Below are 12,883 nucleotides of genomic sequence, written 5' to 3' on the forward strand. Positions count from 1 at the left end.
AATCCGCGAACCCGCGGTTCGATCCGATGGTACTGTGCCGTTCTGGAGCGGACGAGATGGCAAAAATTCTGGCAATTACGAATCAAAAAGGGGGCGTGGGTAAAACCACTACCAGCGTTAATCTGGCGGCGAGCCTTGCAGCCGCGAAGCGGCGAGTCTTGTTGATTGATCTTGATCCGCAAGGTAATGCCACCATGGGGAGCGGCGTGGATAAACGCGCTCTGCATCACACTGTATACCAGGTATTACTGGGTAGCCAAAGTATCTCGGATGTGCGCGTAGCCTCTACCACCGGCAAATTTGATCTGATTCCCGCCAACAGGGACTTGGCCGGTGCTGAAATAGAGATGGTGGATCTACCCCAACGGGAAACGCGCCTGAAAGAAGCTCTGGAAGTGGTGGTCGGAGAATATGACTTCATTCTCATCGATTGCCCCCCGGCACTCAATCTGCTGACACTCAATGGTTTGTGCGCAGCCCATGCGGTAATGATACCGATGCAGTGCGAATATTACGCCCTGGAGGGGCTAAGCGATCTGGTGAATACGATAAAAAAAGTTCGTACCAATCTCAATCCGGTGCTGGAGATCGAGGGTTTGCTGCGTACCATGTTTGATCCTCGCAATATACTGGCACAACAGGTGTCGGACCAGTTGCAGCAACACTTTGGCGACAAGGTTTACCGTACAGTGATCCCGCGCAATGTGCGACTGGCCGAAGCGCCGAGCTTCGGTATTCCGGCGCTATACCATGACAAGCTATCCAAAGGCACACAGGCCTACCTGGCGCTGGCAGGGGAAATGCTGAACAGATATTTTCCAAATGCCGAGCGGGAACACGATGACGAACAGAAGCTGGAAGCATAAAGCGTAGAACAGGTATAAAACTTATGAAAGTGAAGGGCTTAGGAAGAGGATTGGATGCGCTGTTGGCGGGCGACAGCGAGAGCGGCAAGGTGGCGGAATCACTGCAGAATCTGAAAATATCGCTGCTGCAGCCCGGCAAATATCAGCCCCGCACCCAAATGGATAAGGAATCCCTGGCGGAACTTGCGGAATCCATCCGAGCCCAGGGAGTAATGCAGCCCGTGCTGGTACGGCCTGTATCTTCCGGGGGTTATGAAATCATAGCAGGGGAGCGGCGCTGGAGGGCAGCACAACTGGCGGGCCTCTCTGAAGTGCCGGCACTCATCCGCCACGTCCCGGATGAGTCCGCGCTGGCCATGTCGCTGATCGAGAACATCCAGCGAGAGAATTTGAACCCGTTGGAAGAAGCGATGGGTATTCAACGGCTTATCAAGGAATTCGGCATGACGCATCAAGCGGCGAGCGAGGCGTTGGGCAGTTCACGCAGCGCGGTTTCCAATCTTTTGCGGCTGCTGAATCTACCGCCTCCTGTGCAGGAATTGCTGATGCAGGGAAAGATCGACATGGGGCACAGCCGCGCGCTGCTCTCGCTTCCTGCGGCGAAGCAGATAGAAATCGCAAATCTTGTGGCGAACAAACAGCTTTCGGTACGTGAGACCGAAAGGCTGGTGCATCGGATAGAGCACCCGGTAGCGCAGCAGCACCCTAAACGCGACCGTGATTTGTTACGGTTACAGGAGAATATTTCCGCAAAACTGGGTACGCAAGTCGTTATAAATTCGGGAAAAAAAGGCAAGGGGACAATAGTGGTCCATTACAATAGTTTAGAGCAACTGGATGGAATACTGTCTCTGTGGTAATTCGTAATTTCAGGCTGGCGTTTTGCTCCTGGAAAAGGCAAATTCATGGCCGTTAAGGATCATCAAATACGGCTCATACGCCGCAGGAGAGCTTGTTCTGCGGTTTTTCAAGGGGAAGTGATTGGCGGAATCTGCAAACTGCTTGACTTGTAGAATCTTCGGGGATAGTCTTTACGGGGTTGTGGGTATGTAAAGTACTGGTAGCAACAAAATTGGTGGTACCAATATTGTTACTGATAGTACCAATATTGCAGAAACAACTTGAAACAATTGGAAACAACTCGGCAGCACAAAGGAAACAGGAAACTTGGCAGCAACCGCGGTAGCAGGATAGTTGGCAGGATACTGGCGGTATGAAGCGGTACAGGATTGCAGCAGTAGCAAGACAGCAGTAGAGAGATGGGCGAAGCTTGCTGCCGGCGGGAAGAAGGGAGGAAGCAACTCGCCGGGTAGGCAGGCGCAGTACTTGATTAACGCAAAAGAAGCAGGAGGAAACATAATGGCAACAACACTAGGAACGTCAAGCCAGGCGAAGTCAGGCGGTCGTGATTACGACATGTCGCTGTGGTATGACTCAAGGTGGTACAAGTTTGGACTGATCACCATGCTGGCGGTGGCGATATTCTGGATTTGGTATCAACGCACATTTGCATACTCGCACGGGATGGACTCGATGGAGCCGGAATTCGAGAAAGTCTGGATGGGATTGTGGCGTGTGCACATGATCGTGATGCCGATCTTTGCCCTGGTCACCTGGGGCTGGATCTGGAAGACGCGCGACACCAACCTGGACAATCTTGACCCCAAGCTGGAAATCAAGCGTTACTTCTACTGGATGATGTGGCTGGGCGTATATCTGTTTGGTGTTTACTGGGGCGGCAGCTTCTTCACCGAGCAGGATGCCTCCTGGCACCAGGTCATCATCCGTGACACGAGCTTCACCCCGAGTCACGTCGTGGTGTTCTACGGCTCCTTCCCGATGTACATCGTGTGCGGCGTGGCGAGCTACCTGTATGCCATGACCCGTCTGCCGCTGTATGCCCGGGGCACCTCGTTCCCGCTGGTCATGGCGATTGCCGGACCGCTCATGATTCTGCCGAACGTGGGTCTGAACGAATGGGGCCATGCCTTCTGGTTCATGGAAGAACTCTTCAGCGCACCGTTGCACTGGGGCTTTGTCATCCTGGGCTGGTCGGGACTGTTTGCAGGTGGCATAGCGGCGCAGATCATCACGCGCTACTCCAACCTGACCGACGTCGTCTGGAATGGCCAGAGCAAAGTCATCCTCAACAACCGCATCGTACCGTAACGGGTTGATCGGGACGAGCCGACGGGCCTTGGCCTCTCGGCTCATCGGCTAATTAGCCTGAGCTGGATGAAACCGCATTAACGGCCGCCTGCTCCTGCAACAAGGAGAGCAGAGCGGCCGAATCACGGACCATGGACATCACTGCGGCATCACTGCAGCACGGAGCGGCACAAGCGGAAAAAAAACGGCGAAAAAAGAATGCGGAAAAAAAGCATCTTACTGTAGAGACAGCGCCGGGCACCAGAGGTTCCAGACAGGAAGCGGAAGTTAAAAAAAGCGCAGGGGACACCGGGAGCATATGCGTGTGCCAGCGCCGGAATGCAGAAAAGGGGTGGAGAGGAAAGAAATGGATCACAACCGAAAGACCGCAGTAGCGCGAACACATTATTCATGTTTCAAGATCGTAGACACATTTGAGGGGAGGGCGCGATGAGCAGAACAGATGAGATACTAAAGGCGGCGAAGATGCCGCCGGAAGCAGTAAAGATGTCCAGGATGATAGATGCGGTATATTTCCCGATTCTATGCATACTGCTGGTTGGGACCTACCACATGCACTTCATGCTGCTGGCGGGAGACTGGGACTTCTGGCTGGACTGGAAAGACCGTCAATGGTGGCCGGTGGTAACCCCGATTGTTGGGATCACCTATTGTGCCGCCATCATGTACTACCTGTGGGTGAACTACCGGCTGCCGTTTGGGGCCACCCTGTGCATCGTCTGCCTGCTGGCGGGTGAATGGCTGACCCGTTTCTGGGGCTTTTACTGGTGGTCGCACTACCCCATGAGCTTCGTGTTTCCCTCCACCATGATACCTGGTGCGCTGGTGATGGACACAGTCATGCTGCTGACGCGCAACTGGATGATCACGGCGCTGGTAGGCGGAGGCGCGTTCGGGTTATTGTTCTACCCTGGCAACTGGCCCATTTTTGGCCCGACCCACCTGCCGCTGGTAGTGGAAGGCGTACTGCTGTCGGTGGCCGACTACACGGGCTTCCTGTATGTCCGTACCGGCACGCCTGAGTATGTCCGCAACATCGAACAAGGCTCGCTGCGCACGTTCGGAGGTCACACCACCGTCATTGCCGCATTCTTTGCCGCGTTCATCTCCATGCTCATGTTCTGCATCTGGTGGTACTTTGGCAAACTCTACTGTACGGCATTCTTCTACGTGAAAGGCCACCGCGGCCGCGTCACCATGAAGAACGACGTTACCGCATTTGGCGAAGAAGGCTTTCCAGAGGGGATCAAATAAATGAACGCAAAGAACCTGATCAAACTGGGCAAGCTCGGCAAATTGGGCACACTAGGCAAGCTGGGGGTGCTGGGCCTGTACGGCATGGCCACCCTGGCCATGACCCTGGGACTGGACATCACGCCTGCCGCGGCACACGGTGAGCGCTCGCAGGAACCCTTCCTGCGCATGCGTACCATCCAGTGGTACGACATGAAATGGGGTCCCGAGACCACCAAGGTCAACGATCTTGCCAGCATGTCCGGCAAATTCCACCTGGCTGAGGACTGGCCGCGGGCGGTGGGCAAACCGGGACGCGCCTTCTTCAACGTTGGCAGCCCAAGCCCGGTGTTCGTGCGCCTGAGCACCAAACTCAACGGCGAGCCGACCATGATCTCGGGCCCGCTCGAGATTGGCCGCGACTACGCCTTTGAAGTCAAGCTCAAAGCGCGCATACCGGGACGCCACCACATGCACGCCATGGTCAACATCAAGGATGCAGGCCCGATTGCAGGCCCTGCCGCCTGGATGAACATCACCGGCAGCTGGGATGACTTCACCAACCCGGTGAAACTGCTGACCGGCGAGACCATTGATACCGAGACCTTCAACTTCAGCAACGGCATCTTCTGGCACGCGCTGTGGATGGGACTTGGCATCTTCTGGATTGGCTACTACGTTGCCCGGCCCATGTTCCTGCCGCGCAGCCGCGTACTGCTGGCCTACGGGGATGACCTGCTGCTCGATCCGATGGACAAGAAGGTTGCCTGGGTAGTGCTGATACTCACCTTCGGCCTGGTCTGGGGCGGCTACCGCTACACCGAAACCAAGCATCCCTACACCGTGCCCATCCAGGCGGGTGAATCCAAGGTGCAGCCGTTGCCGGTGAAACCCAACCCCATCGCCATCAAAGTGACCCACGCCAACTATGACGTACCGGGCCGCGCCCTGCGCGTGACCATGATGATCACCAACAGCGGCGACAGCGCGTACCGCATTGGCGAATTCACCACGGCCGGCGTGCGCTTCATCAACAAGGTGGGCCTGAAGCACATGGACCGCGGCTATCCGAAGGAACTGGTGGCGACCGGCTTGTCATTTGACAACGACACCCCGATTCAACCGGGTGAGACGCGCGAAGTCAAGATGGAAGCGAAAGATGCGCTGTGGGAAGTCCAACGGCTGATGGCGCTCCTGGGTGACCCGGAAAGCCGCTTTGGCGGATTGCTCATGACCTGGAACGATGCTGGCGATCGCAACATCAACAGCATAGCCGGCGCAGTCATACCGGTCTTTACCAAGCTCTAGGCAAAAGAGACGCTGCCCGGGTTCGACGAACACCGGGCGGCTTGTCAAAGGCATGACACCGGTCCGCCACCGTCCCAGACGGAAAGGTGGATCGGTGTTTTTTTAACGCAAGTCAAACCGGCACTCATTCCGCCCGCAGCACCGGGCGCGGACAGGACACAACGTAATACTCAGTGAACATCGTGAATAGGCAAGACAAGGACCTGTTCCTGGTCAGGCGACTCAATCAGGCAAGTATTGCCGCCCTCCTCCTGATAACGGCGCTCTACGCCGGGGCAGTGACGGCACACGGCAAGGAATCGCTGGAAGAAGACAGCTGCGTGCGCCGCATCGGCGAGAACATGGTGCATTTCAGCGCCTACCAGCCGCAACATGAGCCGAGCGCCCAATACTGCAGCGAAATCCCCAAGGGAGGCGACACCTACCTGGTGGTCGACCTCGTCGACGAAGCCCTGCGCGGCATGCCCATCGGCATGCGCGTGGTACGGGGCACCAGTGAAACCGAAGACGAGACCGTGAGCTACCTGCGTCCGAGCTACCATCCCGATGGCGTCATCAAGGGCGAGACCAGCCTGGACCAGGGGCTGTATACTGTCATCATTACCGCCGAAGGGCTGCCCCCGCTGCGCTACCAGTATCCCCTGCGGGTACAGATGATCAACTACGCGAACATCTTTCGCACCGCGGTAGGCCCCCTGATCGGCCTGCTGCTGCTGACCCTGTTGGGATACAAGCTCATGAAATCCAAGCGCATGGAGCGCTGGCGCGCCTCGCGCCGCCAGTAGGCCCGGCTACCCGGGTCAGCCGGGCCAACCCGGGCGGGCGAAAAAAAAGCGCGCACAGGCAGCTACCGGATCCGCCTGGCGGATCGACGACTCATCATTTCTTATAGGTGATATTGATAATGTCCTTACAATCTCTCAAACCTGCCCTCATCGGCCTGATGCTTGCCATCGGCATTCCCTTCTCCGCGCAGGTACAGGCCCATGGCGGCTTATCCCTGGCCGATGACGTATGCAAACTCACGATCGGGCCCTACACCATGCACTTCACCGGCTACCAGCCGGACAGCACCCAGGAAAAGGAATTCTGCGAAGACATCCCGGCCACCGGCCGCACCGTGGTCGCACTCGACTACATCGAAGAAGCGCTGCGCCCCCTGCCCACCGAAGTGCGCATCATCCGCGATACCGGCGCAGGGGATCAGGCCGGCAACGAAGCGAACCTGGAGGAAATCACCATCCTGCATATCCCGGCCAAGGTCTACCCCAACGGCTCCATCAACTTTGAATACCAGTTTGCCGAGCCGGGCAAGTTCGTGGGGCTGGTGACCGTAACCGACAAAGAGAAGTATGTTTCGCGCTTTCCCTTCTCGGTAGGCGAACCCAAAGGCACCTCGCCCTACCTGCTGGTCGCCCTGGCCGCGATCGTGGTGGGCGCCCTGGTATTCTTCCTGCGCGGGCGCAAATCCGAGAAAGTGGGCGCGACCTGAACGCCACCTGAAGTCATCCCGGCCGGCGGTGGCTGCCGCCGGGGCGATGCCTGAACCATACGGCAGCAATAGAGTCCAATGAAATAACCTGTGCCGGCCGGGAATAACGCTCCCTGCGGCGGCGCAGTCATGAAAAAGGAGAATAAAATGCAAGCATCGATGGTTTCCGCCGCAAAGCGGGTCATGGCGGGCAGTATCCTGATCATGGCGGCTGCGGCCGGCCTGCACAGCACCCCCGCGCTCGCGCACGCCATGCTGGTGAAGGCGGAACCGGCGCGCCGGGCGCAACTCACCCAGACGCCTGCGCAAGTGCGGCTGTGGTTCAACGAAGAAGTCGAGAAGGACTATGCTTCGCTGGCCGTACTCGATCCGGCCAAGGCGCCGGTTACCGAAGCCAAGCCCCATATTGCAACTGACGACCCCAAGGCCATCGTGCTGTCCTTGCCGGAACTGGAACCTGGCAAGTACACGGTCAAATTCCGGGTGCTGTCGGTGGACGGCCACGTGGTTGACTCGTCCTACGACTTCACGGTAAAGAGCAAAGCAGCGGCAAAATGATCGAGGTCATCGCGACGCTCCTGCGCTGGTTACAGCTTGCGTCCAACATGATCCTGGTCGGCGGTTGCGTGTTCCTGGCGATTGCCGGCTCCATCCACTCCCCCTGGGTGACCCGTCTGGAGCGGGCGCTGCCCTGGCTTGCACTGATCCTCCTCACCGGCTTGCTGGGCATACTCGCCACCACCACCGCGCAGGCCACGGGCGTGGACGAGAACGCCTGGCGGCCGCAGGCCTGGCTTGCCCTCATGCAGAATACCCGCATGGGGCAGATATGGGTGGGACGCGCCGCCTGCGCCGTCCTGGTCGCAGCCATTGCCCTCTATATCCGCTTCTCCGCCCCGGCGCGCTGGCAATATGTATTGTGCGCCACCGTAGCCGCCATGACCTTGACCGTCGGTTCGCTCGCGAGTCACGCCGCGGCTGAAGACCTGTCGGTGATATCGATCCTGCCCTACGCCCTGCATATCATCATGGCCAGCGTCTGGTTTGGCGCATTGCCGGCCTTCCTGGTGGTATGTTTTGCCTGCACCGAAGAAGAGCCTGCCCCCCAGTCCCACGGCCAAGGCCAGACCCCGGGACGCCCCCACCGCCACAGCGAAGCCCTCGAGCGCATCCATGCCGTGTTCCAGTCCCGCCAGGACGCGATCCAGGCCGACACCCTGGCCTTGAAGCGCTTCTCCGCCATGGCCCTGCCGGTCATGCTGATGGTGGTGGCCACCGGCCTCATCATTACCTACCGCATGGTCGACAGCAGCTATGGGGCGCTCGTGTCCACCAACTACGGCTGGCTGCTCGACGCCAAGATCGGCCTGCTTGCGGTGGTGCTCGTCATCGCCTCGCGCGCGCGTTCCACCTGGCTGCCGCTCTTCGCCCAGCGCGATTCCAGCCTGGCCATGGCGGGCGGGCGGCGGTTGCGCAAATGGGTCAGCTTCGAATTCGTGCTGGCGCTGGGCATCGTGCTCCTGGCCACGGTGGTGGCCAATACCGTCCCGGCCAAGCACGCCATCATCCAGAACTGGCCCTATCCCTTCCGTTTCTCGCTGGCCGCCACCTGGGGCGATCCCACCGTGATGACGCGCGTCTGGAGCGGTCTTGCGCTGCTGTTCATCGCCATCGGCGCCACCGCCTACGGGCGCATCAAGCACTGGGACAAAAAGCGGCGCATCGGCCTGCCGGTGCTGCTTGCGCTGGTGGCCGTGGGCGTAGGCCTGCCGCCGCTGGCGGTGGACGCCTATCCCGAGACCTACCGCAAGACGCCGGTGCCGTTTGACACCATTTCCATTGCCAACGGCTCGGCCCACTTCGCCGAGAACTGCGTGGCCTGTCACGGCCTGCAGGGCAAGGGCGATGGCGTCATGGCCAAGAGCTTTGCCAAGCCGCCGGTGGACATGCTCACTGAACCGCATACCGCCAAGCATACTGCGGGCGACTTCTTCCACTGGCTGACCTTCGGCATTGCCGACACCGGCATGCCCTCATTTGGCGACAAGCTCTCGGAAGAGGACCGCTGGGATGTGGTCAACTTCCTGCATGCCATGTCCCGCGGCTACCAGGCGCGCCTGATGAGTCCCACCGTCAAACCCGAACAGCCCCAGCCCTCCATGGGCCCGCCCAACTTCTCCTATGCCGCGCAGGATGGCTCAAGCGGCACCCTGAAGGACTTCCGCGGGCAGAAGAATGTGCTGCTGGTGCTGTTCTCGTGGCCGCAGTCGCGCGAACGGCTGCAGCAGCTGGAGCAGCTGCATGCGCAGCTGAAGGCGGCCAATACGGTATTGCTGGCTGTGCCGGAGGATGACCCCAGTGCAGAGGAATTGGCGCAGATCACGGCACAAGTGCCTTTCCCGGTGGTGACCCAGGGGGCCGATGAGATCGTGCAGAGCTACAAGCTGTTCCGCCGCACCCTGGGCAAGCCCGATCTGCTGGGGGCGGGAACCCTGCCCCCGCACATGGAATTCCTGGTGGACCGCTTCGGCTATCTGCGCGCCCGCTGGATCCCGGAGGCTGACGGCGGCGGCGACGGGTCAGGCTGGGCCAATACCGAGATGCTGATCCGGCAGATCGCCCAACTCAACCGGGAAGAGGAAATCCTCCCGCCGCCAGGCGATCATGTGCATTGAACCCGGGTAACAAGGTAGAAGAAGCAAGAGCAAGAGCGGCAAACCGATATGAGTCGCGGTTCACGCGCTCAATTACAAAAAGTTTTCAAGTAGTTCTTACAGGAGAGATAGAAATGATTAAATCGATGGCCATGGTCTTGGTTAGCGCTTCGCTGGTCGCCTCAATGCCCGCCTCGGCGCATACCGAAGAATATTTCGACTCTCACGCCGCCCCGCATGGAGGGCAGATGCGCATGGCCGGACCTTATCATCTGGAGCTTATTGCAAAAGAAAAGGAAATCGAGCTCTATGTGACGGACCACGGGGATACCAAGATCAGCACTGAGGGTGGCATCGGTAAGGCAACCATACAGGCCGGCAAGGCCAAGCCTAAAACCACGGTCCAACTTGAGCCCACTGGGGACAATATATTCAAGGGGACTGGAGATTTCACGCTCACTCCGGATACGGTAATCGTCGTATTTATCAAATTGCCTGAACAGGAAGCACAGTCGACCCGCTTTACTCCGCTCAAGCCGAAGGCAAAGGATGGAAAAAAGCCTCAGGACGGTAAAAAACCGGGGGAAGATCACAGCGGACACAGCCACCACATGCACCAGGATGATAAAAAGCCGGCAGAGGATCACAGTGGGCACAATAACCATCACATGCACCACTGAGGTAAGCTGAAAGCATAATTAAAAGTAGCCGGAATAGAGCGCATCTACAAGGATACGAAAGGCTAGATCCGGGAACGTATACTCGGGTCTAGCCTTCCGCTGTTGCGCTACTTCCTCCGGCACGCAGCGCAGCTTGCCGGCCTCTTGGGACATCTATACCTATCAAAATCACCAGGCCGACAATAAAATAACTGCCGGTGATCAGCATGGCGAGCCGGTGGTCGCCCCGCGAAATCCAGCTTACAAGCCCGTATGTCACGGGGCCTAATATCGATGATAAATTAACTGCCAGCCCCCATAGCCCAAAAAATTCAGCGCGCCTGGCGTCAGGACTGAAATAGCCTATCAACGCCCGCCCAGCTGACTGAGAAGCCCCAAGACACAGGCCGGCGAAGTTCGCAGCCAGCCAGAACATCGCCCGGTCTTCGGCCATCCAGGCCAGCAACACCATCACAATCCAGCCCACAAGGGTCAGCGCTATTGTTGGAATATGGCCGATCCTGTCCTGTACACTGCCGAACCCGAACGCACCCACTGAGGCGGTAACATTGACCACCAGAACCAGAAACATGGTGTCTCCGGTGTCAAACCCCATTACCTGTTGAGCGTATATTGCCGCCAACGTTATGACCGTCTGAATACCTGCCTGGTAAAACACGATGCAGGCAAGAAACCGTACCAGGTCTCGATAATCGCGTACATGATTGACTGTATCGCCAATCCGCGCAAACGCCTCACGCACTACCGTCCTTCCGGAAAGATGCGGCTGTGGCAGTGCACGCTCCTTCAAGAAAAGAAAGGTAGGGATACACGATAGCGCAAACATACAAGCGGTTATCAGCATCGTTATGGGTACAAACTCTTCAGCTGGTTTCCCCTGCCCCTGCGCCCATGTCACATACCCTAGAGATAACCCAAGGCTGACCAGCCCGCCTATATAGCCGAAGCTCCAGCCCCAGCCCGATACTTTCCCTAGCGCTCTTCCCTGCGCCAGTTCCGGTAAAAACGCGGAAATCAGGTTCCCGCCGCAAGTGAAAAAGAAATTGGAAAGAATGATTAGTACGACCGCCAGCCATAAATCACCCGAACCGACAAAGTAAAGCAATGCGGTAAAAAGGATGCAGCCTACCGTACTCAGGAATAGCAGGCGTTTTTTCGCAGCGTATGCATCGGCATAAGCCCCAAGCACGGGCGCGGTCAGAATAATAAGTGCATAGGAAACCGCCAGCGCCGCCGTCCATGCAAATGTCCCCCACGCCTCATTCCTGGTTACCACCGCAACGAAATATGCGTTAAAAATCGCAGTGATTACGACCGTGGTATAGCCGGAATTGGCGAAATCGTACATCGCCCAGGACCAAACTTCCCGCCGGCTTACGCCCGAAGCAAGGTATTGAGGCTTATCTTCCATACGCATAAGATAGAGAGTGAAGCGGAGTACTTATGGGAATACGCGCCTAACATGCGCCTTTAAAAGAGTGAGCGCACACTTTAATCGATGACATCTAAAGGTTGTATTTCAGTCGAATAGAAAGCGATCAACAGGACAAAAAGATGCATTGTGCAGTACGACGGCATTCCTGCGCGCCTTATGGAGATAGGGTTATTACTACCTGCTGCATCCGATACGTCACTCGCAAAAGGAACTTCGATCCGTAGATTACCAGTCAACAGTTTCACACATTTTCATCCTATATATATCGATTTATGCGCATAGAAATGATGTGATTGCGGCATGAAAGGTATCTGGCAGCGCCGCTATACAAGAAGAACCCAAAGAAATAAATCAATGCCTTGTCTGATTCAAGGCGTCACCGCTAACGTTTACCAGCACCCCTATCAGGTTAAGCATGCCTTCCATCAGCAAGTTTAAATGCTCCTCGCTTCGCTCGAACGAACGTAATAACGCCAGGGTTTGATCCACGGGGATCTCGCCCTGCTTTATCTGATGGTGTGCGAGGTTCAATGCGAGCAAACGCGCACACTCGGCCAATTGATCTTTTGTTACCTTATTTATCAGAATATCTGTAAGTTCGTACGCTTGATCGAATGTTAACCGATCCGTCATGATAATCGCCTGTTATGAGGTTCTTTAGTTGTTGATCTTGCAATCCATTGGATAACCTCAGCCACACGTGCTTCCGGCGCGTAAGCCTTGGAGCAGTATATATTTATGATCGAGTTAAGCGACATGCAAAGCCAGTCCAGCAGCAGGCAAAATTACCCTGTTAGCATGTTAACCGCATTATGAGGTTTTACCATTGGACTTAAGTACATATACGGGTGAAGCTCTACCTCAATCCCTGGAAGACACTCAACCCTAGATCGACGTGTACATGCATTGTGCATGCGTGAAGGTCCCAATATTCCTGAACTGGTACTCCGCAACGCCACAGCAACCCCGGTTTCACGTCGTAGCAGGCTAGTAGCGAGCTTCTATACCCATAAACTAATGTACCAAAGGGTGCCTTCGCAATGATA

General features: G+C 57.0%; 12 protein-coding genes. 10 read left to right on the forward strand and 2 right to left on the reverse strand.

The features are described from left to right. Positions 1-56 precede the first annotated feature (56 nt). From CRO05_RS02560 to CRO05_RS02610, 10 genes are all read left to right on the forward strand, one after another. Entirely contained in the window at positions 57-866 is an 810-nt protein-coding gene (locus tag CRO05_RS02560; protein WP_097066623.1) for a ParA family protein, read from the forward strand. Positions 867-889: 23 nt separating this feature from the next. Beyond that, a complete protein-coding gene (locus CRO05_RS02565; protein WP_097065686.1) occupies positions 890-1,726 on the forward strand; it encodes a ParB/RepB/Spo0J family partition protein in 837 nt (278 codons plus the stop codon). Between the two features lie 499 nt (positions 1,727-2,225). Continuing rightward, positions 2,226-3,035, forward strand: a complete 810-nt coding sequence (locus CRO05_RS02570) for a methane monooxygenase/ammonia monooxygenase subunit C (RefSeq protein WP_097065285.1) — start codon at positions 2,226-2,228, stop codon at positions 3,033-3,035. 429 nt (positions 3,036-3,464) lie between these two features. Then, the gene (locus CRO05_RS02580) at positions 3,465-4,289 is read left to right on the forward strand and encodes a methane monooxygenase/ammonia monooxygenase subunit A (RefSeq protein WP_097065283.1); all 825 of its coding nucleotides are present in this window, start codon (positions 3,465-3,467) and stop codon (positions 4,287-4,289) included. Further along, the gene (locus CRO05_RS02585; protein ID WP_097065282.1) at positions 4,290-5,576 is read left to right on the forward strand and encodes a methane monooxygenase/ammonia monooxygenase subunit B; all 1,287 of its coding nucleotides are present in this window, start codon (positions 4,290-4,292) and stop codon (positions 5,574-5,576) included. It abuts the gene before it with no gap. Between the two features lie 209 nt (positions 5,577-5,785). Further along, positions 5,786-6,361 carry a hypothetical protein gene (locus CRO05_RS02590; protein WP_097066564.1) on the forward strand — a complete coding sequence of 192 codons (576 nt, stop codon included), beginning with the start codon at positions 5,786-5,788 and terminating at the stop codon, positions 6,359-6,361. A gap of 119 nt (positions 6,362-6,480) precedes the next feature. After that, entirely contained in the window at positions 6,481-7,068 is a 588-nt protein-coding gene (locus CRO05_RS02595; RefSeq protein WP_235001222.1) for a hypothetical protein, read from the forward strand. A gap of 129 nt (positions 7,069-7,197) precedes the next feature. Beyond that, complete coding sequence (locus tag CRO05_RS02600; protein WP_235001221.1) at positions 7,198-7,626, forward strand: copper resistance CopC family protein; 429 nt, start codon at positions 7,198-7,200, stop codon at positions 7,624-7,626. Continuing rightward, a complete protein-coding gene (locus CRO05_RS02605) occupies positions 7,623-9,743 on the forward strand; it encodes a CopD family protein (RefSeq protein WP_097065687.1) in 2,121 nt (706 codons plus the stop codon). Before CRO05_RS02600 ends, CRO05_RS02605 begins: the two co-directional genes overlap by 4 nt. A gap of 113 nt (positions 9,744-9,856) precedes the next feature. After that, positions 9,857-10,402, forward strand: coding sequence for a hypothetical protein (locus CRO05_RS02610; protein WP_181319852.1), 546 nt, complete (start codon positions 9,857-9,859; stop codon positions 10,400-10,402). An 88-nt stretch (positions 10,403-10,490) separates the two neighbouring features. Here the strand turns inward: CRO05_RS02610 and CRO05_RS02615 are convergent, their stop codons facing one another. Together CRO05_RS02615 and CRO05_RS02620 are read right to left on the reverse strand one after the other, a co-directional pair. Continuing rightward, positions 10,491-11,813: an MFS transporter gene (locus CRO05_RS02615; protein ID WP_097066624.1), complete on the reverse strand. Its 1,323-nt coding sequence runs from the start codon at positions 11,811-11,813 to the stop codon at positions 10,491-10,493. A 375-nt stretch (positions 11,814-12,188) separates the two neighbouring features. Next, entirely contained in the window at positions 12,189-12,470 is a 282-nt protein-coding gene (locus tag CRO05_RS02620; RefSeq protein WP_090883135.1) for a hypothetical protein, read from the reverse strand. Between the last annotated feature and the right edge of the window lie 413 nt (positions 12,471-12,883).

The organism is Nitrosovibrio sp. Nv4, assembly GCF_900215485.1.
Classification (GTDB): Bacteria; Pseudomonadota; Gammaproteobacteria; order Burkholderiales; family Nitrosomonadaceae; genus Nitrosospira.

What these genes read in the sequence shown, in the direction of transcription:
- CRO05_RS02605 (WP_097065687.1), top strand. Translation starts at nt 7,623, where the DNA reads ATGATCGAGGTCATCGCGACGCTCCTGCGCTGGTTACAGCTTGCGTCC.
- CRO05_RS02565 (WP_097065686.1), top strand. Translation starts at nt 890, where the DNA reads ATGAAAGTGAAGGGCTTAGGAAGAGGATTGGATGCGCTGTTGGCGGGC.
- CRO05_RS02615 (WP_097066624.1), bottom strand. Translation starts at nt 11,813, where the DNA reads ATGGAAGATAAGCCTCAATACCTTGCTTCGGGCGTAAGCCGGCGGGAA.
- CRO05_RS02610 (WP_181319852.1), top strand. Translation starts at nt 9,857, where the DNA reads ATGATTAAATCGATGGCCATGGTCTTGGTTAGCGCTTCGCTGGTCGCC.
- CRO05_RS02585 (WP_097065282.1), top strand. Translation starts at nt 4,290, where the DNA reads ATGAACGCAAAGAACCTGATCAAACTGGGCAAGCTCGGCAAATTGGGC.
- CRO05_RS02570 (WP_097065285.1), top strand. Translation starts at nt 2,226, where the DNA reads ATGGCAACAACACTAGGAACGTCAAGCCAGGCGAAGTCAGGCGGTCGT.
- CRO05_RS02580 (WP_097065283.1), top strand. Translation starts at nt 3,465, where the DNA reads ATGAGCAGAACAGATGAGATACTAAAGGCGGCGAAGATGCCGCCGGAA.
- CRO05_RS02600 (WP_235001221.1), top strand. Translation starts at nt 7,198, where the DNA reads ATGAAAAAGGAGAATAAAATGCAAGCATCGATGGTTTCCGCCGCAAAG.
- CRO05_RS02620 (WP_090883135.1), bottom strand. Translation starts at nt 12,470, where the DNA reads ATGACGGATCGGTTAACATTCGATCAAGCGTACGAACTTACAGATATT.
- CRO05_RS02595 (WP_235001222.1), top strand. Translation starts at nt 6,481, where the DNA reads ATGTCCTTACAATCTCTCAAACCTGCCCTCATCGGCCTGATGCTTGCC.
- CRO05_RS02560 (WP_097066623.1), top strand. Translation starts at nt 57, where the DNA reads ATGGCAAAAATTCTGGCAATTACGAATCAAAAAGGGGGCGTGGGTAAA.